The organism is Pantoea sp. EKM10T (assembly GCF_011800685.1).
Taxonomy (GTDB): Bacteria; Pseudomonadota; Gammaproteobacteria; order Enterobacterales; family Enterobacteriaceae; genus Pantoea; species Pantoea agglomerans.
In genome coordinates, this window is record NZ_JAALEU010000004.1 from 1 (window position 1) to 20,686 (window position 20,686).

The following is a 20,686-nucleotide window of genomic DNA, read 5'->3' on the forward strand; positions in this document are numbered from 1 at the left end:
GAAGGAACCGCGCAGCGGCGCGAGGACCGCCAGCCCCTGAGCGGCACCAGACTGCGTTATCACCTGTCGCTTAACTGGCTGGCATGGCTCCCTTTTCGTTTAGAGAGAACACTGGCTCAGGGAGCATACGCCTTCCGTAAAGACGCAAAAAAACGCCATCCCTGGCAGGCGCAGCGCGGGCGATTACGCACCTCATCCCTGAGGTGCGCCCGCAGCCGGGCCAACGCTTTGCGTTGTTCAAAAACGCTCCCGGCTTTTTGTCCATGGCCCGCGATGCTTTACTCCAGGCGTATGCTCCCGTCGCTTTGACTTCGGGAACCGTCTGTAAAAGCAAACAGGGAGCCATCCGGCTCCCTGTTATTTTCACTTCAGCAGATTATGCACTTCTGCAAATCAGGCTTTCGCCAGCTGCTCTTCCGGACGTTTCAGTACCGCATAGCTCAGACCCGCAATCGCAGTACCGATGATGATCGCCATCAGATAGCCGATAACCGGGGTAATCGCGCCAGGGATCAGCAGTACGAACAGTCCACCGTGCGGAGCCATCAGTTTTGCGCCAATCGCCATGGAGATCGCGCCGGTGGTTGCACCGCCAACGATACAGCAAGGCAGAACGCGCATCGGGTCACGGGCAGCGAACGGAATCGCGCCTTCAGAGATAAAGCAGAGACCCAGAACCAGTGCCGCTTTACCGCCTTCCTGCTGACCTTTATTGAATTTACGACGGGCAACCAGCGTCGCCAGCCCCATCGCCAGCGGTGGCACCATACCGGCTGCCATAATGGCAGCCATTGGCGCATAGGTCTGCGAACTCAGTAACCCGACGCCAAACGCGTAAGCCACTTTGTTTACCGGACCGCCCATATCGGTACACATCATGCCGCCCAGAATGGCACCCAGCAGGACCGCATTCGCCGTTCCCATGTTGGCCAGCCAGTGCGTCAGGCCGTTCATGATGCCAGCAACCGGTTTACCCACTACGTAGATCATCAGCAGACCGGTGATCAGACTGGCGAACAGGGGAATAATCAGTATCGGTTTCAGCGCTTCCATACTCTGCGGCAGTTTAACTTTGCCGCTGATCAGCTTCGCCGCATAACCGGCAATAAAGCCCGCGATAATACCGCCTAAGAAACCTGCGTTAATGCTGGTGGCGATCATACCGCCAATCAAACCCGGCGTCAGACCCGGACGATCAGCGATGGAGAAGGCGATAAAGCCCGCCAGCACCGGCACCATCAGGGCAAAGGCGCTGCCACCACCAATTTGCATCAGCGCCGCAGCCAGCGTGCCCTGCTCTTTAAACGCCGTGATACCAAAGGCAAACGACAGCGCTATGCTCAGACCACCTGCGACCACCATCGGCAGCATGTAAGAAACACCGGTCAGCAGGTGACGATAAGCTCCTGCTCCGCCTTTCTTCTCTTCTTCACTGGAATTGCTCTGTCCGCCAGCCGCCGCTTTATACGGCTTCGCTTCTGCTACCGCTTTATCCAGCTCCTGCGCGGTTTTCTTCAGCGCCAGACCGGTTGAGGTACGGTACATCGGCTTACCGGCAAATTTCGCCAGGTCGACTTCGATATCAGCTGCGACGATCACCAGATCGGCGGCAGCGACTTCTTCCGGAGTGATCGCGTTACCGGCACCCACTGAACCACGGGTTTCAACTTTCACCCACCAGCCGCGACGGGTAGCTTCAGCCTGAATGGCCTCGGCAGCCATAAAGGTGTGCGCCACGCCGGTCGGACAGGCGGTCACCGCGACGACGCGTTTCTGCGCGCCAGCCTGAGCCGGTGCAGCAGGTGCGCCTGCTGCAGGCGTTGCTACCGCAGCCGGTGCCTGCCAGGTTTTCGCTTCTGCTTTCGCGCGGTTCAGGAAGGTTTCTGGCTCACGTACTGCCAGCTGGATATCGCCCAGCCAGACCGCTTTGCCGTTCAGCGCCGCATCGTCCGGCACGTTTTTGCCCAGCACAATCGCCAGCTCAGCGTCGGCAGGATTATCAGTCAGGGTCAGGCCCGCCGCAGCGGCGGCAGCCGCCAGACGCTGTTGTGCCATATATGCGGAAGCCAGTCCCAGTGTAGGGTCTTTAATCAGCAGCGTTTTCATTATCGCTCTCCTGCTGTCAGTTAACGGGTTGTAAGTCGACGCGCGCCATCATTGCGGCCAACTGAGTACGATCGGAAACGCCAACATTGCTCTGGCTGACGGCCATCGCCGCCACAGCTGTCGCAAGACGCAGCGTGTGTTCGCTGGATTCGCGCATCAGCAGGCCATAAATCAGGCCGCCAACCATTGAGTCGCCTGCACCCACGGTGCTGACCACTTCGCACACCGGCGGTTTAGCGATCCATTCGCCAGAAGCGTTGACCCACAGAGCACCTTCTGCGCCCAGCGAAATCACCACATGGGCAATACCCTGCTCGCGCAGTTCGTGCGCAGCGCCAATCACATCCTGCAGGGTTGGCAGTTTGCGACCGGCCCAGATTTCCAGCTCACGTCGGTTAGGTTTAACCAGCCACGGTGCCGCCTTCAGTCCTGCCACCAGCGCCTCGCGGCTGCTGTCAAAGATGATGCATGGGCAGTGGGTGCGAAGTTCGGTCATCCAGCGGGTAAAGGCATCGTGGTCGACGCCCTCAGGCAGACTACCGCTGACGCAGACCATATCGAACTGGCCCAGCCAGGTCAGAGAATCGGTAGTAAAACGATCCCAGTCCTGCGCCGTCACCTGAAAACCGGAGAAATTCAGATCGGTGACGTCACCGGTCTGTTCAGTGAGTTTAACGTTGATACGGGTACGGCCAGGCACGACATGGAAACGGTTGGCTATGCCCAGCTCACTGAACAACTGCTGGAAACCGTCCTGATTCTCTTTCCCCATGAAGCCACCGACGGTGACATCGATACCCAGATCCTTAAGTACTTTGGCTACGTTGATGCCCTTGCCCGCAGCATGCAGCCCGGTGGTTTTCACCAGGTTAACTTCGCCACGTTCAATTTCAGGGGTATAACCCACCAGGTCATACGCCGGGTTCAGCGTAATGGTGGCGACGCGTCTGCTCATGATGCCCCCTCACCCAGACCACTGGTGATCGCTTCTTCAATCGCGTTCAGCGCCTGCTGTGCATCTTCACCGCTGGCGGTGAAGCGCAGGCGATGGCCTTTCTTCACGCCCAGCGCAACCACTTTCATCAGGCTACGGCCATTAGCGGGTTTGCCGCTGCCGTCGAGATTGGTCACGGTAATGTCGCTGTTGAACTGCTTGATCACGCTGACCAGCGCCGTGCCCGGACGGGCATGCAGGCCGTGTTCGTTGCGAATGGTAAATTCAGCCGTCAGCACGTCAGCCTGCTCATCGACTTCGCTGGTGAGCAGTGCGTAAACGCCTGCAGCATCCGCTTTCAACAGACGATCCGCTTTGCCCTGCTGCAGCAAGGCGCTGAGGTAACCCAGCACTTCCAGCGGACGTTCATCGGTCGCCGAAACGCTGATTAACATCGCAGCCGATTCGCCCTGATGGTCGAAGGCATGTTCAGCGCGGCTGATAGCCACGCCGCTGCGCAGGTTGCCGAGGCTGCTGTCGCTGAGCCAGATGCCCTGACCCAGATTCAGCGGAGGCGTTGAAACCACGTCTGCGACGTAGCTGGCATCCACCACACCAGCGGACTGCAGCCGACCGGCGTTCATCGCCTGGAGGGTGATCAGATCACTGGCAGCCACGTTGAGCGTGATTAATGAGGTGTCGAAGCTGAATTCAGCGGCTTGTTTCTCGCCCATCAGCAACGCACGAAGATCTTCAGCAGAGGCGGTTTTTAGCTGTTCTGCAATGGTGTCATCGCTCAGCACATGGGTCAGCTGACGCAGCAGCGCCAGATGTTCATCCGACTTAGCGGCAATCCCGATGGCAACATAGGCTGTCTGATCGTCACCCCAGGCAATGCCCTGCGGAAACTGGAAAACCTGAACGCCGGTTTTCAGCACCAGATCGCGGGTATCGGTGGTGCCATGAGGGATTGCGATGCCGTTGCCAAGAAAGGTTGAGGTCTGCTGTTCGCGCGCCAGCATGCCGTTGACGTATCCTTCGGTCACATTGCCCGCCGCGGTTAACGCGGCAGCAACCTGACGAATGGCCTCTTCTTTATTCTGGGCGCTGGCTCCGGTATGGATGGCCTGCAATTCGAGCTGGAACATAATTCTCCTCGCTTGCTGAGATTGAATCGTTTCAGCTAGTGGGAAAGATTTTACGCCATGCTGAGGAAAACAGATGGCGCAGTCACCGCTGAAACGTTTCAGGGATTGTGGTACAGCCGCTTTCGCCAGGCAAGAAAATGCGCAAACGGCGTAGCAGATTTTTGACGTTACGCACATTTCGGGCAGGTTTAGGTGATTAGCGGGCGAACAGGCTGACGCTGCTGCTGTAAAGTGAGAATGGGTGGACCGAAAAACTTCAGCAGCGTCAGCGCCTGATGGCGCGGTATCCGCTTCGGTTTACAGCAGATACGTTTGCAATTGGTGGATGCATTCTGCGCACGTCCTGATGCTGTACTTTCATGGGATCGCGCAGCGGTAGATGCAACCACTGAAATCAAAGCGGCGCTGGCTGCTGCCGGAACGCCCATTGGTCCCAACGACACCGCGATTGCCGGGCATGCCATTGCGGCCAGGGCTATTCTGGTGACCAATAACACACGCGAGTTAGAACGGGTACCCGGATTGCAGCTGGAAGAGTGGGTCAGCTAACCGCTGACGCGGGATTAAATCTAAGCGGTGGGAGGGTTCTCAGGCACGAGTGCTGGCTTCAAGCTCAATCAGGTAGGTCATGGCTGAAGTACGGTCTGTAAGACACATATCAACTGAAGGTTGCAGACTTCCGCATACTTTCGGCCTTAAATCTGAACCGAAAATCATGCACAAATTTTCATCCGATAACTGAATGCAGCGGACATTCGCGGGTTTACCCTGCGGCATTCCGGGGATGGGGCTGGAGATTGACGGCGCGATGCAGCAGGCTCCACAATCAATACGACACTGCATTAACACCTCTCACGCGACCTTCAGGATACAACAGACAGTAACAGAACCTCAGAGGGAGCGACACCACACCCTTCAGCTCTTAACTTCCTGCTTAAATCGTTCACTGTCACCCATGTCAGAAATCGGTGAAAAGATAGAGGGCGCTGTACAACAGGCACCGCCCTGGCTACGGCATTGCATGCTGTGCTCAGGCAGAGAAAGTCGCGGCGACAATAGCAGTCCGGGGCGGCAATTGCCATGAAAGCCGCGGCCTGAGACAAAATTTCACGCCGGTGATATTGCCAGTTTTCATCGGCGCGAGTAACGTTGCGCGCACTTCACTCTCAAGATAGCGAGAACAGCAATGCCAAAAGCCAATGAAATCAAAAAAGGGATGGCCGTCACGCACAACGGTAAACTGCTGCTGGTTAAAGATATTGATGTCCAGAGCCCCAGCGCACGCGGTGCCGCCACCCTGTATAAAATGCGCTTTACCGATGTCCGCACCGGCTTAAAAGTGGAAGAGCGCTTTAAAGGCGACGAGATTATTGATGCAATTTCGCTCAGCCGTCGCAGCGTGACCTTCTCTTATATAGATGGTGACGAATATATTTTTATGGATGATGAGGATTACACCCCCTACTCCTTTAAACAGGAGCAGATTGAAGAAGAGCTGCTGTTTATCCCTGAAGGCGGTATCCCTGGCATTCACGTGCTGACGATGGAAGGTCAGGTGCTGGCGCTGGAACTGCCACAAACCGTGGATATGGAGATTGTGGATACTTCACCAGGCATTAAAGGTGCTTCTGCCAGCGCTCGCACCAAACCCGCCGGTATGAGTACAGGCCTCTCGATTCAGGTACCGGAATACCTCAGCAACGGTGACCGCATCCGCATCCACATTGCTGAACGCCGCTATATGGGCCGTGCAGACTAAATCAGAAGCCTGCTGCCGATCGTGATAGTGTTATATTATTACATTATCACGTTATTCCCCGGCAGGAGTCACCCCCATGACACGCGTTAATCTGATTACCGGTTTTTTGGGCAGCGGCAAAACCACGCTGCTCTGCCATCTGCTGGCTGCCAGGCCGTCCGGGGAAAACTGGGCGGTGCTGGTTAATGAATTTGGCGAGATCGGGATCGACGGCGCCCTGCTGGCCGATAGCGGTGCCACGCTGAAAGAGATCCCCGGCGGCTGCCTGTGCTGTGTGAATGGCCTGCCGATGCAGGTCGGGCTGAATATGCTGCTGAAGAGTAAACCCGATCGGCTGCTGATCGAGCCAACCGGCCTGGGCCATCCTCGTCAGGTGCTGGAGATGTTGAGTGCGCCCGTCTATCAGTCGTGGCTGCAACTGAATGCCACACTAACGCTGCTGGATGCGCGTCAGCTGGCTGATCCTCGTATCGTTGCCAATGAAAACTTCCGCGATCAGCTGGCTGCCGCCGACCTTATTATCGCTAATAAGCGCGACTGCTGGGATCAGGCGGATCATCAGCGCCTGGCTGACTGGCAGCAGCAGATGCAGCCTGCGCGCCCTCTGATAGAGACAGAATTTGGTCAGATCCCCCTTTCCCTGCTGGATACACCCCGGCAGCCGCGCGAGCTTCCCGTGCCGCAGCACCATCATTCGTCGGGTCCTACCAGCGGTCTGGCGGCGTTGCGACTGAATGGCGAGGCGCGCTGGCGTCGGGCGCTGAACCACGGACAGGGCTATAGCGCCTGCGGCTGGCTGTTTGATGGTGATACGCTGTTCGACAGCGGCATGCTGCTGGAATGGGTTCGGCAGGCGCCGGTAGATCGCGTTAAAGGAGTGATGCGCACGAAAGAAGGCGCTCTGCGCATCAATCGCCAGGCAAATGAGCTGCAGAGTGAAACACTCCCCTCACCGCCATCCGATAGCCGCATTGAGATCATTCATTCTCAACAGGCTGACTGGAATCGTCTACAATCGGCATTGTTGAAGTGCCGTTTACGCTGACAGAGGTATTGTTGGCGGTTATTTTTAATAATAATGAGTTTAACTATGCGCGTAACTCGCCTTATTACTATCCTGCTGCTTAATGCACTGGGCGTGGTGCTATTTCTGTCATGGTATCTGCCCCCGGAACATGGCTTCTGGTTCGGCGTCGATAAATCTATTTTCTTTGGCTTCAATAGCCAGATGGTGACCCATCCGCTGTTCGCGCTGATCGTCGCTATCACGAATTACCGTGGTTTTGATGCGGTGTCATTGCTGGCGATGGGTCTGCTTTACCTGTCGATCTGGCGGCGCGAAACGCCACAGGCGCAGCGCCGGATGCTGGCAATCGGCATCACCATGCTGCTGACCGCCGTCGTTCTCAATCAGCTGGGCCATTTATTGCCGGTTAAACACTCCAGTCCGACACTGTTCTTCGAAAACGTGCATCGCGTCAGTGAACTGACCGGTATTCCCGCTAAAGATGCTTCAAAAGATAGCTTCCCCGGCGACCACGGTATGATGCTGATCATTTTCGCCTGCTTTATCTGGCGTTATTTTGGTTTCAGCCGCTTTTTAATTGCCACGGCTATTGTGGTGATATTTTCACTGCCACGCATCATGGCCGGTGCGCACTGGTTTACCGATGTTGCCGTCGGTTCAATGTCGGTGGTATTAGTGGGTCTGAGCTGGTGGCTATTAACGCCAGCCAGTGACGTATTGGTTAACTGGTTTTATCGCAAATTGCCGGGTAAATATAAGCCCGTGACGTAAATGTTAAGCGCGGGCGATTTAAACCCCTGGTTTGAACCGCCCGTGCTTATAAAAAACACCCCATCACTATTAGCCTGCTAATTAAATTCACGAAAAGAAAAGGTTATGACCCAGCTGGCAGGTTAAATAGTCGCCAATATCCTCTGTCAATAAAGAAAACTCTAAAAATAGCGGCTATGCCCCGAATTAGCCCCCCTTTAACTCCCTGTTCTCACCATCATTTGACCACAATTGTAGCTAAAGTAGTCAGTGTGTTACGGTTTGATTTCACATCAAAAAAACCTATATGAAATTGATTAAAAGCACTCGCCACGGCGTCTGTAATCAGTTAACCTCAGTCGCAGTGAGGCAAAAGCGGCAGAAAATTCGGATTTTTTACCGTTAAAATGTGTCCATTAACACATTTTAGTAATTAAGGATTTGTCTTAGTCTGTTTCGCTTATTAATCTCCCTGTTTTGTCATCTGGCTGGCGACAATCTTGTCGTAAGGAAATCGAAGGAAAACCCGAATAATGGTCAAGTCTCAACCAATACTGAGATATATCTTGCGGATCGTGCCCGCAGTGGCGCTGGCAACACTCCTCTCAGCTTGTAGCAGTACCCATAGCAGTCAAAACGCGAATAACGAGAATCATGAAGTTAACAACCACAATGGTTTTTTACTTCAGGCGTCTCAGGATGAGTTTGAAGAAATGGTGCGTAATGTCGACGTTAAGTCGCGCATCATGGAACAATACGCCGTCTGGAAAGGTGTGCGCTATCGCCTCGGTGGCGATACTAAACGCGGGATCGATTGTTCCGCCTTTGTACAACGCACCTTCCGCGATCAGTTTGGCTTAGAATTACCGCGTTCTACCTCTCAGCAGCAGGACACCGGTAAAGAGATTACCCGCAGTAAACTGCGTCCCGGCGATCTGGTGATGTTCCGTGCAGGCTCTACGGGCCGTCACGTTGGCATCTATCTTGGCAACGATAACTTCGTTCATGCCTCGACCAGCAGTGGCGTGATGATCTCCAGTCTGAATGATGATTACTGGAAAAAGCGCTACCGTGAAGGACGCCGTGTATTAAGTCGTAACCCGACCTGATAACCACTTTCGATCTTCTCTCAGCCAGAGAACATGAAACGCTGCTTATGCAGCGTTTTTTTTCGCCTTTAATCATTTTTACCAGCAGTTATATAAGATAAAAGCATTCTGACTCAGATTAATAGCAAGACATTTCCCGCCGTCTCGTTATATTCTCGGTCGCTTAAACCGAAGCCGTCGTGCGCAATAACATAATAATAATTTGATTAGGGGAAGCTCCTCATGCCACTGTCGGGGGCGCTACGGCGCCATGCCACCTATCCTCGCCGTATCGCATGGAGTAGTGCGATGGCTGGCGGCTTATTCTTTCTGTTATTTGCTGCACTCTCGCTTCACCAGACCTGGCAGAAGCGCGAACGACAGCATCAGCAACTGCTGGAGAACAGCCGTACGGCATTACAGCAAACGCTCTCCAGCCTGATTAACAGTACTCTCAGCCCCCTGCTTCCGTTTACCCACACTGCCTGCAATACCATCAATCGTGAACTTACCTCACGCGCCGCCTTTGCCGGAAATCTTCGTGCCATCCTGCTGGTTAAAGAAGGTAATGCCTTTTGCTCCTCGGCCACCGGCAGTTTTAATCTGCCGCTCAATGTAATTGCGCCCCTGAGTGATATTTCGCGTGATATCGATCTGCAGCTGATGCCGGGCACGCCGTTGCAGCCCAATAAACCGGCGCTGGCGTTATGGATCAAAAATCCCGGCAGCCTGCAGTCAGGCGTTTTCGCGACGCTGAATATTACCCTGGCACCCTATCAGCTGCTGGCGTCCGGGCATCCGGAAATCACCGGTATGGCACTGGTGGCACAACGCAGTGCCTTAACCAGCTGGCAATCCGTCGTCATGCAGAATAAAAACCTGCCGACGCCGCTGCACCGGCAGGCGCTGACAGGCTATCCGCTGCAGTTTGTGTTGTACGGTTCCACTCTGGCGTTCAGCGATTATCAGAATATCCTGCTGAGCGGCCTGCTACTGTCGCTGCTGGTTTCAGGCGCTTGCTGGCTGCTGTTGTCGGTTTATCAGCGCCCTGGTAAAGAGCTGATTCGGGGCATGAAGCGCGGTGAATTTCACGTCGAATATCAGCCGCTGGTCACCTCCCATGATGGTCAGCCGTATGGGATGGAAGCGTTACTGCGCTGGACCCACCCGACGAAAGGCCCGATTCCGCCCGATGTGTTTATTCACTATGCCGAGGCGCAAAACCTGATTATTCCCCTGACCCGACATCTGTTTCAGCTGGTTTCCCGTGATGCCCACCTGCTGTGTCATACCATTCCCCGTCATGCCTGCCTCAGCCTCAACATTTCGCCCCTGCATCTGGCTGACAGCGGTTTCCGTCAGGATGTGCTGCGCTGGCTTGATACCATGCCTGCGGACCACTTTACTTACGTGTTTGAGATCACCGAGCGAGCCATGGTGCGCGACGAAAACGTTGGAGAACTGTTTGACTGGCTGCATCAGCAGCAGATCCATATCGCCATTGATGATTTCGGTACCGGTCACAGCGCGCTGATCTATCTGGAACGTTATGACTTTGATTATCTGAAAATTGATCGCGGCTTTGTTCAGAGCATCGGTACGGATAGCCTGACCTCGCCGGTGCTCGATACCGTGCTGCAGCTGGCGAAGAAGCTGAACCTGAAAAGTGTGGCCGAAGGGGTAGAAACCGGCGAGCAGGCTGCCTGGCTGATTAACCGCGGTGTGACCCATCTGCAGGGTTACATCTTTAGCCGTCCGCTGCGGCCGGAAACGCTGATAGACTATTTCCGGCGTCATAACGCCTGACACTACCTGGCCCAATCGCGCCAGACATCTGACAGGAGAGTGCATGCTGTTTCGTTCCGGACTTCTGCTGCTGTGCGGCCTGCTCAGCGCCCCGCTGCTGGCAGCTTCTGTGCAGCAAAGCTACGCGTTCACCCAGGCCGGTGAAGCGAAATATCCGCCCGGCTTCAGCCATTACGACTACGCCGATCCCCGCGCACCCAAAGGCGGCAGCATCACCATGGCGGTAGTGGGCACTTACGACAACTTCAACCGCTACGCTTCTCGCGGTAATCCGGGCATTAACACCGGCACGCTTTATGATGGGCTTTACACCAGCTCAGACGATGAACCTGGCAGTTATTATCCGCTGATTGCCGAGTCAGCGCGCTACGCCAGCGATTTTACATGGATTGAGATCCGCCTTAATCCCCGCGCCCGTTTTCAGAATGGCACACCAATAACCGCCCGCGACGTGGCGTTCACCTATCAGAAATTCATGACCGAGGGCGTGCCTCAATTTCGCGTCGCCTACCGTGGCGTGACCGTTAAAGCGCTGAACGATCTCACTGTACGCATCGAGGCACAGAAGCCGGATAAAGATCTGCTGCTTGGCTTACTGACGCTGCCGGTTATCGCAGAGTCGTTCTGGCGCGATAAGAAGTTTAATGAGCCGTTAAGCGAGCCACCCTTGTCGAGCGGACCCTATCGCATCACCCGCTGGAAGCTGGGACAGTTTATTGAGTTCAGCCGGGTAAAAGATTACTGGGCCGCTGATCTGCCGGTCAATCGCGGACGCTTTAATTTTGATCGAATGCGCTATGACTACTATCTGGATGACAATGTGGCATTTGAAGCCTTTAAGGCGGGTGCTTACGATCTGCGTGAAGAGACATCGGCAAAGAAATGGGCCACTCAGTATCGTGGCCGCAATTTTGACGATGGCAGCATCGTTAAAGAGACCACGCCTAACGATGCCGCTATCGATACCCGCTGGCTGGCATTCAACAATGAAAAACCGCTGTTCCGGGATCGCCGCGTGCGTCAGGCGCTGTCACTGATGTTCGATTTCGAGTGGATGAACAAGGCGCTCTATTACGGTGCCTGGCAGCGCGCCAGCAGCTATTTCCAGAACACGGCGTATGCGGCCAGCGGCGTGCCGGATGCACAGCAGCAGGCCCTGCTTGAACCCTGGCGCGCGCAACTGCCACCTGAGCTGTTCAGCCAGCCTTATCAGCCACACAAAACCGACGGCAGCGGCTATGACCGCGCCAGCCTGTTAAAAGCGTCTGACCTGCTGAAACAGGCGGGCTGGCAGATAAAAAATCGCCGTCTGGTCAATGATAAAACCGGTCAGCCGTTTACCATAGAACTCCTGCTGCGCGGTGGCACCAATACCGACTGGGCGTTACCGTTCCAGCACAATCTTTCCCGGCTTGGCATTACGCTGAACCTGCGGCAGATCGACAACTCGCAGTATCTGCGGCGCTGGCGCGAAGGCGACTATGACATGATTGCCACGGTCTATGGGGCAATGCCGATCCCGACCTCCAGTCTGCAGATCCTGTGGCAGTCTGACTTTATCGCCTCGTCGTGGAATACCCCGCGGGTCAAAGAGCCTGTAGTCGATCATTTCGTGAAACAGATTGTGGCGCATCAGGGTGATCCCACCGCGCTGCGGCCGCTGGCCTAGGCGCTGGACCGGGTGCTGCTGTGGAATGCGTATATGATCCCGATGTGGTACAACGCAGAGCAGCGGCTGGCGTACTGGGATAAGTTTTCTCACCCTGCCCGCAAGCCAGCCTATAGCGTCGGACTGGAAAACTGGTGGTACGACACAAACAAAGCCGGACGCCTGCCGGCCAGCAAACGCTAAGGAGATCACCGTTGGCCGCTTACTTTCTGCGCAGATTGCTGCTGATCATCCCGACGTTATGGGCGATCATCACGCTTAATTTTTTTATCGTGCAAATCGCGCCCGGCGGACCGGTCGATCAGGCGCTGGCTAACATTCAGTTTGGTCAGACAACCGGTCTGCCCGGCAGCGGCGCAGACAGCGCCGGTTCACGCGCCAGCGTCAGTCATCTCAATCCTGCCGATAATCAGTATCGTGGCGCACGCGGGCTGGATCCCGAACTGATTGCTGAGATTAAACAGCGTTATGGTTTCGATAAACCTCTCTGGCAGCGTTACGGCGAGATGCTGTGGAATTACCTGCGTCTGGATTTTGGCGACAGCCTGTTTCGCAGTGCCTCAGTGATCGGGCTGATCAAAGAGAGCCTGCCGGTTTCGATCAGTCTGGGATTATGGAGCACACTGATTATCTACCTTGTGTCGATCCCGCTGGGGATCCGCAAAGCGGTGCGCAATGGCAGCGCTTTTGATGTCTGGAGCAGCGCTTTTATTATCATTGGCTACTCCATCCCGGCTTTTCTGTTTGGCATCATGTTAATCGTGCTGTTTGCCGGTGGTAGCTATCTGGACTGGTTTCCGCTGCGCGGGCTCACCTCTGCGCAGCACGACACATTGCCCTGGTATGGCAAAGTGCTGGACTACTTCTGGCATATCGCCCTGCCGGTGCTGGCGACGGTGATCGGTGGCTTCGCCACGCTGACCATGCTGACGAAAAACGCGTTTCTGGATGAGATCCGCAAGCTCTATGTGATGACTGCGCGCGCCAAAGGGGTGCCGGAGCGCCGTATTCTCTATCACCATGTGTTTCGCAATGCGATGCTGCTGGTGATCGCCAGCTTCCCCGCCACCTTTATCAGCATGTTCTTTACCAGTTCAGTGCTGATCGAGGTTATGTTCTCGCTCAACGGACTTGGGCTGCTCGGCTATGATGCGACTCTGCAACGTGACTATCCGGTGATGTTTGGCACGCTCTATATTTTTACGCTGATAGGTTTGCTGATGAATATTCTCAGTGATCTCACCTATACGCTGGTCGATCCGCGCATCGATTTCGGGAGCCGCTCATGACGCTCTCTCCGCTGAATCAACAGCGCTGGCAGCGCTTTCGTCATAACCGGCGCGGCTACTGGTCGCTGTGGATCTTTCTGATCATCTTTCTGCTGTCGATGGGTGCCGAACTGATTGCCAATGACAAGCCACTGCTGGTGCATTACCAGCAGCGCTGGACAGTGCCGCTGCTGTTTGACTACAGCGAAACCGACTATGGCGGCGTACTGGCGACAGCGGCGGATTATCAGGATCCCTGGTTGCGGCAGCGCATTGAGCAGAATGGCTGGGCAATATGGGCACCGATTCGTTTCAGCGACAGCACCATCAATTTTGCCACCGAGGTGCCCTTCCCCTCTCCGCCCTCTGCGCAGAACTGGCTCGGCACGGATGCCAACGGCGGCGACGTGATGGCACGCCTGCTCTATGGCACGCGGATTTCTCTGCTGTTCGGACTGATGCTGACGCTCTTCTCCAGTGTCATCGGGATTGTGGTCGGCGCGCTGCAGGGCTATTTCGGCGGCAGGATTGACCTGATTGGGCAGCGGCTGATTGAAGTCTGGTCCGGCATGCCTGCGCTGTTTCTGCTGATTCTCCTCTCCAGCGTGATCCAGCCGGGTTTCTGGTGGCTGCTGCTGGTCACCGTGGCTTTCGGCTGGATGAGCCTGGTCAGCGTGGTCCGGGCCGAGTTTCTGCGTACCCGAAACTTTGATTACATCCGTGCGGCGCAGGCACTGGGGGTTAGCGACGGCCGGATTATGCTGCGCCACATGCTGCCAAACGCCATGGTCGCCACCCTGACCTTTCTGCCGTTTATTCTGTGCGGATCGATTACCACGCTAACCTCACTCGACTTTCTCGGCTTTGGCCTGCCGCTGGGTTCGCCCTCGCTGGGCGAGTTACTGCTGCAGGGCAAAAATAACCTGCAGGCACCCTGGTTAGGCCTGGCGGGCTTTTTCACCCTGGCGATCCTGCTTTCGCTGCTGATTTTTATTGGCGAAGCGGTACGCGACGCTTTTGATCCGGGCAAAGGAGCCTGAATGAACACGCCATTGCTTGCCATCAATCATCTCTCGGTCGCCTTTCGTCAGGGCGAGACGCTTCGCCAGGTGGTCAATGACGTTTCACTGCGCATTGACGCGGGCGAAACGCTGGCGCTGGTGGGCGAGTCGGGTTCCGGTAAGAGCGTCACGGCACTGTCGGTGATGCGACTGCTGCATGAGGCTGCGGTGGCTTATCCCAGCGGGGAGATTCTGTTTAACGGTGAAGATCTGCTGCGCGCACGTGAGCAGCGCCTGCGCGGGATTCGCGGCAACCAGATCGCGATGATTTTTCAGGAGCCGATGGTATCGCTTAATCCGCTGCACACCGTGGAGAAGCAGCTGTATGAAGTGCTGTCGCTGCATCGCGGGTTGCGTCGTCCGGCGGCACGCGGTGAAATTCTCAGCGTGCTTGATCGGGTCGGGATACGGCAACCTGCCACCCGGCTCAATGATTTCCCCCACCAGCTTTCGGGTGGGGAACGTCAGCGGGTGATGATCGCCATGGCGCTGCTGACCGAGCCTCAGCTGCTGATTGCCGATGAGCCAACCACCGCGCTGGATGTGACGGTGCAGGCGCAGATCCTGACGCTGCTTCGTGAACTGCAGCATGAGCTGAATATGGGCATGCTGTTTATCACCCATAACCTGAATATCGTGCGTCAGCTGGCGGATAACGTCAGCGTGATGCGCAATGGTCACATCGTCGAACAGAACCGCTGCCAGACCCTGCTGAATCAGCCGCAACACCCTTACAGCCAGCAGTTGCTGGCCGCCGAACCGGAAGGAAAAGCGCTGCCGCTGCCCACAGACGCGCCGGTCATTCTTCGGGTCGATAATCTTCAGGTCAGCTTTCCGCTGCGGCGCGGGCTGTTCCGCCGGCAGAGTGGTGAGAAACAGGTGCTCTCCGGGCTGAGCTTCAGCCTGCGGCGCGGCGAAAGTCTGGGGCTGGTCGGCGAGTCCGGATCAGGTAAAAGCACTACCGGGCTGGCACTGCTGCGGCTGATTGCCTCACGCGGCGAAGTCTGGTTTGACGGCCAGCCGCTGCATCAGCTGTCACGTCGTCAGTTATTGCCGCTGCGTCAGCGCATTCAGGTGGTGTTCCAGGATCCCAACTCTTCACTGAATCCGCGTATGACAGTGCAGCAGATCATTGCGGAAGGCCTGGCGGTGCATCAGCCCGAACTTAGCCGTGCGCAACAGGAGCAGCGGGTCATCGCGGTGATGGCGGAGGTGGGGCTTGAAGCGGAAAGTCGCCACCGTTATCCGGCCGAATTTTCGGGCGGTCAGCGACAGCGTATTGCCATTGCGCGGGCACTCATTCTGGAGCCGGAGCTGCTGGTGCTGGATGAACCGACCTCATCGCTGGATCGCACGGTGCAGAAGCAGATTCTGACGCTGTTGCGCCGCTTACAGCAGCAGCGGCAGCTCAGCTATCTGTTTATCAGTCACGATCTGGATGTGGTGCGCGCCCTGTGCCATCAGCTTATTGTGCTGCGTCAGGGAGAAGTGGTGGAACAGGGAGAGTGTGAAAGGTTGTTTGCTTCACCCGCGGCCGGGTATACCCGCGAGCTGCTGCAGTCGGCGCAACTCAACCTGCGATAAAGGTTTCGGCAATCGCTACGCCCTGATTTTTCAGGCAGCAGTTGGTGGCGCTTTCGTCACGACGCTGAATGAACAGGCAGGGCTGTCCTTCGCACTCGGCCACTTTACAATCGACCTGAATATCCGCCAGAACCTCTTTTAGCTGCTGAAGGATCTCCCACGCCGGAATGCCGTCATGGCTGATCAATCGCAGCGCAACGAAATCCTGCTCGTCCAGCGTGGTGTCATCGGATTCGATAGCACTGTGGTGATCGCTGGCCCAGCGAAAATGCTGTGGCAGACGATGCACAATCGAAAGTTGCAGCATAGTTTACTCTCCCCGGATGAGTTTATGTCGCAACACAAAGCAGCCCAGCTGGAAGCGGCCTGATAACCGCTGAGTCCGGACAGGGTTTAATGGCCCGTCCGTGTGGATTGCAGAAGCGCATTTTTTGCGACTCACATCGCACTTCAGCCTATATGTACCGCGTTCACACGCCGTTAACAATCATTTTAGCTGCATTGTGATTACTTTTTTAACTAAATATTTTCACAATATCGAAACAAAGTCAGGAGGCGTGCAAGTCGGCAGGTCATTGCAGAGGGAAATCACTGCGCCCGATTACCGGGACGCAGTGCGGGGACGTGAAGCGTAGAAAAAGAGCAGCAGAGAGATTGTCGCGCACAGTGCAATCGTGCCGACCATTGGCCAGGCGCTGTTGAAACTCACCAGCGACAGCAGTGCGCCAACAAATGCCCCGACGCCAAAACGCAGGGTGCCCGCCAGCGACGATGCCGTACCCGCCATATGTGGAAACTCATCCAGAATCACCGCCATCGCATTCGATGAGACCATCGACACGCAACCGATAAACATCGCGATCCCCATCACCAGCGGCAAAAAGCCGAGGCTGAAGGCGCTGACCAGCAGCAGCCAGATCCCCATACAGAACTGTATCAGCAGTCCCATCCGGAACATCGCCACCGGGCCAAAGCGGCGCACGGCGCGGCTGTTAATCAGCGTCAGGACAAACAGAAACACCACATTGAGGCCAAAGTAGTAGCCAAAGTTTTGCGGTGAAACGTGATTCAGTTCGATGTAAACAAAGGGACCGGCATTGAGAAAGGTAAACAGCCCGGCAAAGGAGAAACCGCTCGACAGCATGTAACTGAACGCGCGCTTGTGGCGAAACAGCGTTACGAAATTGCCGAGCGTAGTACGCAGATGAAACCGCTGTCGCTGCTCCGGCTTCAGGGTTTCACGGATCTGCGTGGTCACCAGCACGGTCGTCACTAACGCCGCGCCCGCCAGCGCCCAGAAGATGGCGTGCCAGCTCCAGAGCACCAGCAGCCAGCCGCCGATGATCGGCGCCAGCAGCGGCGCAATGGTGGTAATCAGCATCACAAAGGACATCATGCGGGAGAAGTCCTCTTTCGAGTAACTGTCACGCATTAACGCATTGATCACCACACTGGCTGCGGCAGCCGACAGCCCATGCAGAAAGCGCATCGTAATCAGCTGATCGATGGTTTGCGACAGCGCACAGGCCGCGGCGGCGCAGGCAAAGATCAGGGTCCCGAGCGCAATCACCGGCTTACGCCCATAGCTGTCTGCCAGCGGCCCATAGATCAGCTGCCCAATCGCGAAGCCAAGAATGTAGAGGTTGAGCGACATCTGCACGCTACCGGCTGAAACGCCGAACTCACGTGCAATCTGCGGCATGGCGGGCAGATACATGTCGATCGACAACGGCATCAGCATGGCTAACAGACCGAGGATGACCACCAGTCCTGTTGGCGAATTCTTTTCCTTACGCACACCCTCTCCTGCCCTTATGGTCGTAATGCGGGCCGCCGGGCCCGTCCGGTTATTTTGTCTGCAGCTCTTTCGGCAGACCGATGCTGGCGATCTCTTCTTCTGTCAGCGCACGATATTCGCCCGGTTCCAGATCGGCGTCCAGTACGATGTCACCGATGCGCTCGCGATGCAGCTCAAGGACCCGATTGCCTACTGCCGCAAACATCCGTTTTACCTGATGATAACGGCCTTCGCTCAGTGTCAGCCGGACGTCTGTCGGGGTGATCACCTCCAGCTGAGCCGGTTTAGTCAGGCTCTTCTCATTGTGCAGCTGCACGCCCGCCGTAAACTGCGCGGCGGTATCGTCACTGACCGGTGATTCCAGGGTCACACGGTAGGTTTTCTCGCAGTGATGACGTGGCGAGGTAATACGGTGTGACCACTGGCCATCATCTGTCAGCAGCACCAGTCCGGTGGTGTCGATATCAAGACGCCCCGCCGCGTGCAGTTTGAATGACATCGGTTCTTCAATGAAATAGATGATGGTGGGATGATCGGGATCGTCGGTTGAGCAGACGTAACCCTGCGGTTTGTTCAGCATAAAGTAGCGTGGACCAGTCTGCATCTGCAGTACGTTGCCGTCATAGACGACTTCGTGGTCGGGCAGCAGTTTAAACGCGGTATCGCGTACGATTTCCCCGTTAACGGTGACACGCTGGCCACGGATCTCGCGATGGGCGATGGCGCGGCTGATTTCCAGTTGCTGAGAGATGAATTTGTCGAGTCGCATGAATTCGTTTTGCCTGTTACTGCGGAGGGAATCTGAAACGGCCTGGTTAACCGTTGAAAATGTGCGGGAAGTATAACGTGATCCGCGCCAGCCTGACAGCGCGTTTACCGCACTTTCATGGCATAATTACCCCCAGTTTTGCAAAAGTGAGCATCATGTCTTTTACCTTACGCCCCTATCAACAGGATGCGGTGAATGCCACCGTGGCGCATTTCCGTCGTCATCAACAGCCTGCAGTCATTGTGCTGCCGACCGGTGCCGGAAAGAGCCTGGTCATTGCCGAGCTGGCACGGCTGGCGCGTGGCCGGGTGCTGGTGCTGGCGCACGTCAAAGAGCTGGTAGCGCAGAACCACAGTAAATATCAGGCTTACGGGCTGGAGGCGGATATCTTTGCCGCCGGACTTCAGCGTAAAGAGAGTCAGCGCAAAGTGGTGTTTGGCAGCGTGCAGTCAGTGGCGCGTAACCTCGACCAGTTCGACAGCGCCTTTTCACTGGTGATTGTCGATGAGTGCCACCGTATCGGTGATGATAAAGAGAGTCAGTATCAGCAGATCTTCAATCATCTGCGTCAGCATAATCCGCAACTGCGTTTACTGGGCCTGACCGCCACGCCTTTCCGGCTGGGTAAAGGCTGGATTTATCAGTTCCACTATCACGGCATGGTGCGTGGCGACGAAAAATCGCTGTTTCGCGACTGTATCTATGAACTGCCGCTGCGCTACATGATCAAACATCAGTTTCTGGTGCCGCCGGAGCGACTGGATATGCCGGTGGTGCAGTATGACTTCAGCCGCCTGACGGCACAAAGCAGCGGCTTGTTCAGCGAAGCCGATCTTAATCGTGAACTGAAACAGCAGCAGCGCGTGACGCCCCATATTATCCGTCAGATCGTGGAGTTCGCTGAAGATCGGCTGGGGGTGATGATTTTTGCCTCAACGGTTGAGCATGCGCATGAAATTTTGCGGCTGCTGCCCGCTAACAGCGCGCTGGTATCAGCCGAAACGCCTGCCAGAGAGCGCGATGCTCTGATTCTGGCCTTTAAGGCGCAGCAGCTGAAATTCCTGGTTAACGTGGCGGTGCTGACCACCGGGTTTGATGCTCCGCACGTTGATCTGATTGCGATTCTGCGCCCGACCGAGTCGGTCAGCCTCTATCAGCAAATCGTCGGACGCGGCCTGCGGCTCTCGCCCGGTAAAACCGACTGTCTGATTCTCGATTATGCCGGTAATCCGCACGATCTCTTTACGCCCGAGGTCGGCGCGCCCAAGGGGGCCAGCGACAATCAGCCGGTACAGGTTTTTTGTCCCGCCTGCGGTTTCGCCAACACCTTCTGGGGCAAGGCGACCGAAGATGGCATGGTTATCGAACATTTTGGCCGACGCTGTCAGGGCGTGCTGGAAGATGATGAGGGCGAGCGCGAACAGTGTGACTTCCGCTTCCGCTTTAAAAGCTGCCCCGACTGTGGCGCAGAGAATGATATTGCCGCCCGGCGCTGTCACCAGTGCGACAAAATATTGGTCGATCCTGACGATATGCTCAAAGCGGCGCTGAAGCTTAAAGATGCGCTGGTGCTGCGCTGTGGCGGCATGACGCTGGAACAGGGCCGTGATGCCAAAGGTGAATGGCTCAAGGCGACCTATTATGACGAGGAAGGCACCAGCGTCAGCGAACGGTTTCGTCTGCAGACACCGGCCCAGCGCAAAGCGTTTGAACAGCTCTTTATGCGCCCGCATCAGCGCGCGCCCGGCGTGCCGCTGGGCTGGCAAAGCGCCGCTGACGTGCTGGCGCTGCAGCCGCTGCTGCGTCATCCCGACTTTGTGGTGGCGCGGGCCAAAGGTCAGTTCTGGCAGATCCGCGAAAAAATGTTCGATTATCAGGGTCGCTATCGCCGTGCCAATGAGCTGCGCTAATGAGCGCTA

16 protein-coding genes and 2 pseudogenes are annotated in these 20,686 nt (G+C 56.1%); 11 read left to right on the forward strand and 7 right to left on the reverse strand.

Annotation, left to right across the window (positions count from 1 at the left end; all coding sequences use genetic code 11):
- Positions 1–393: 393 nt before the first annotated feature.
- From fruA to fruB, 3 genes are read right to left on the reverse strand one after another with little or no spacing between them, the layout of a single operon-like run.
- On the reverse strand, positions 394–2,106 hold the full coding sequence (gene fruA / locus HFD95_RS09045; protein ID WP_167430154.1) for a PTS fructose transporter subunit IIBC: 1,713 nt from the start codon (positions 2,104–2,106) through the stop codon (positions 394–396).
- Positions 2,107–2,122: 16 nt separating this feature from the next.
- The gene (gene fruK, locus HFD95_RS09050; RefSeq protein ID WP_010248301.1) at positions 2,123–3,061 is read right to left on the reverse strand and encodes a 1-phosphofructokinase; all 939 of its coding nucleotides are present in this window, start codon (positions 3,059–3,061) and stop codon (positions 2,123–2,125) included.
- Positions 3,058–4,188, reverse strand: coding sequence for a fused PTS fructose transporter subunit IIA/HPr protein (gene fruB, locus HFD95_RS09055; RefSeq protein WP_010248303.1), 1,131 nt, complete (start codon positions 4,186–4,188; stop codon positions 3,058–3,060). Before fruB ends, fruK begins: the two co-directional genes overlap by 4 nt.
- Before the next feature lie 312 nt (positions 4,189–4,500).
- Between fruB and HFD95_RS09060 the strand changes: the two are divergent.
- Positions 4,501–4,737: pseudogene (locus tag HFD95_RS09060) on the forward strand (twitching motility protein PilT); the annotation flags it as partial.
- A gap of 39 nt (positions 4,738–4,776) precedes the next feature.
- Here the strand turns inward: HFD95_RS09060 and HFD95_RS09065 are convergent.
- The gene (locus HFD95_RS09065; RefSeq protein WP_031292689.1) at positions 4,777–5,031 is read right to left on the reverse strand and encodes a YkgJ family cysteine cluster protein; all 255 of its coding nucleotides are present in this window, start codon (positions 5,029–5,031) and stop codon (positions 4,777–4,779) included.
- A 343-nt stretch (positions 5,032–5,374) separates the two neighbouring features.
- On the opposite strand from HFD95_RS09065, the gene yeiP reads away from it, so the two are divergent.
- The 9 genes and pseudogenes from yeiP to yejF all read left to right on the forward strand — a co-directional run bounded on the left by yeiP (position 5,375) and on the right by yejF (position 16,200).
- A complete protein-coding gene (gene yeiP / locus HFD95_RS09070) occupies positions 5,375–5,947 on the forward strand; it encodes an elongation factor P-like protein YeiP (protein ID WP_003854146.1) in 573 nt (190 codons plus the stop codon).
- 76 nt (positions 5,948–6,023) lie between these two features.
- Positions 6,024–6,992 (forward strand): GTP-binding protein, encoded by a 969-nt coding sequence (locus HFD95_RS09075; protein WP_010671013.1) that lies wholly within the window; start codon positions 6,024–6,026, stop codon positions 6,990–6,992.
- A gap of 45 nt (positions 6,993–7,037) precedes the next feature.
- Positions 7,038–7,745, forward strand: coding sequence for a phosphatase PAP2 family protein (locus HFD95_RS09080; protein WP_010671014.1), 708 nt, complete (start codon positions 7,038–7,040; stop codon positions 7,743–7,745).
- Between the two features lie 512 nt (positions 7,746–8,257).
- Positions 8,258–8,833 carry a bifunctional murein DD-endopeptidase/murein LD-carboxypeptidase gene (gene mepS / locus HFD95_RS09085; protein ID WP_010248316.1) on the forward strand — a complete coding sequence of 192 codons (576 nt, stop codon included), beginning with the start codon at positions 8,258–8,260 and terminating at the stop codon, positions 8,831–8,833.
- Positions 8,834–9,055: 222 nt separating this feature from the next.
- Positions 9,056–10,618, forward strand: coding sequence for a cyclic di-GMP phosphodiesterase (locus HFD95_RS09090; protein ID WP_029519627.1), 1,563 nt, complete (start codon positions 9,056–9,058; stop codon positions 10,616–10,618).
- A gap of 43 nt (positions 10,619–10,661) precedes the next feature.
- Positions 10,662–12,470 (forward strand): annotated as a pseudogene (locus tag HFD95_RS09095) (extracellular solute-binding protein).
- Between the two features lie 11 nt (positions 12,471–12,481).
- Positions 12,482–13,576 (forward strand): microcin C ABC transporter permease YejB, encoded by a 1,095-nt coding sequence (locus HFD95_RS09100; RefSeq protein WP_167430155.1) that lies wholly within the window; start codon positions 12,482–12,484, stop codon positions 13,574–13,576.
- Positions 13,573–14,595: an ABC transporter permease gene (locus tag HFD95_RS09105; RefSeq protein WP_167430156.1), complete on the forward strand. Its 1,023-nt coding sequence runs from the start codon at positions 13,573–13,575 to the stop codon at positions 14,593–14,595. Before HFD95_RS09100 ends, HFD95_RS09105 begins: the two co-directional genes overlap by 4 nt.
- Positions 14,596–16,200, forward strand: coding sequence for a microcin C ABC transporter ATP-binding protein YejF (gene yejF / locus HFD95_RS09110; RefSeq protein ID WP_167430157.1), 1,605 nt, complete (start codon positions 14,596–14,598; stop codon positions 16,198–16,200). It begins immediately after the preceding gene.
- Here the strand turns inward: yejF and HFD95_RS09115 are convergent.
- The 3 genes from HFD95_RS09115 to rsuA form a co-directional block, all read right to left on the reverse strand.
- The gene (locus HFD95_RS09115; protein WP_010248336.1) at positions 16,187–16,507 is read right to left on the reverse strand and encodes a hypothetical protein; all 321 of its coding nucleotides are present in this window, start codon (positions 16,505–16,507) and stop codon (positions 16,187–16,189) included. The genes yejF and HFD95_RS09115 overlap by 14 nt on opposite strands.
- A gap of 294 nt (positions 16,508–16,801) precedes the next feature.
- A complete protein-coding gene (locus tag HFD95_RS09120) occupies positions 16,802–17,998 on the reverse strand; it encodes a Bcr/CflA family multidrug efflux MFS transporter (RefSeq protein ID WP_010248339.1) in 1,197 nt (398 codons plus the stop codon).
- A gap of 49 nt (positions 17,999–18,047) precedes the next feature.
- Positions 18,048–18,767, reverse strand: coding sequence for a 16S rRNA pseudouridine(516) synthase RsuA (gene rsuA, locus HFD95_RS09125; RefSeq protein ID WP_010248342.1), 720 nt, complete (start codon positions 18,765–18,767; stop codon positions 18,048–18,050).
- Positions 18,768–18,922: 155 nt separating this feature from the next.
- Here rsuA and HFD95_RS09130 point away from each other — a divergent pair, with 155 nt between their 5' ends.
- Entirely contained in the window at positions 18,923–20,677 is a 1,755-nt protein-coding gene (locus HFD95_RS09130; RefSeq protein ID WP_010248344.1) for a DEAD/DEAH box helicase, read from the forward strand.
- Positions 20,678–20,686: the final 9 nt, after the last annotated feature.

Excerpts from the sequence above, each read along its gene's own strand:
- HFD95_RS09065 (WP_031292689.1), bottom strand. The coding sequence starts at position 5,031 with ATGCAGTGTCGTATTGATTGTGGAGCCTGCTGCATCGCGCCGTCAATC.
- fruB (WP_010248303.1), bottom strand. The coding sequence starts at position 4,188 with ATGTTCCAGCTCGAATTGCAGGCCATCCATACCGGAGCCAGCGCCCAG.
- rsuA (WP_010248342.1), bottom strand. The coding sequence starts at position 18,767 with ATGCGACTCGACAAATTCATCTCTCAGCAACTGGAAATCAGCCGCGCC.
- mepS (WP_010248316.1), top strand. The coding sequence starts at position 8,258 with ATGGTCAAGTCTCAACCAATACTGAGATATATCTTGCGGATCGTGCCC.
- HFD95_RS09090 (WP_029519627.1), top strand. The coding sequence starts at position 9,056 with ATGCCACTGTCGGGGGCGCTACGGCGCCATGCCACCTATCCTCGCCGT.
- HFD95_RS09075 (WP_010671013.1), top strand. The coding sequence starts at position 6,024 with ATGACACGCGTTAATCTGATTACCGGTTTTTTGGGCAGCGGCAAAACC.
- HFD95_RS09130 (WP_010248344.1), top strand. The coding sequence starts at position 18,923 with ATGTCTTTTACCTTACGCCCCTATCAACAGGATGCGGTGAATGCCACC.
- HFD95_RS09115 (WP_010248336.1), bottom strand. The coding sequence starts at position 16,507 with ATGCTGCAACTTTCGATTGTGCATCGTCTGCCACAGCATTTTCGCTGG.
- yejF (WP_167430157.1), top strand. The coding sequence starts at position 14,596 with ATGAACACGCCATTGCTTGCCATCAATCATCTCTCGGTCGCCTTTCGT.
- yeiP (WP_003854146.1), top strand. The coding sequence starts at position 5,375 with ATGCCAAAAGCCAATGAAATCAAAAAAGGGATGGCCGTCACGCACAAC.
- HFD95_RS09080 (WP_010671014.1), top strand. The coding sequence starts at position 7,038 with ATGCGCGTAACTCGCCTTATTACTATCCTGCTGCTTAATGCACTGGGC.
- HFD95_RS09105 (WP_167430156.1), top strand. The coding sequence starts at position 13,573 with ATGACGCTCTCTCCGCTGAATCAACAGCGCTGGCAGCGCTTTCGTCAT.
- fruA (WP_167430154.1), bottom strand. The coding sequence starts at position 2,106 with ATGAAAACGCTGCTGATTAAAGACCCTACACTGGGACTGGCTTCCGCA.
- fruK (WP_010248301.1), bottom strand. The coding sequence starts at position 3,061 with ATGAGCAGACGCGTCGCCACCATTACGCTGAACCCGGCGTATGACCTG.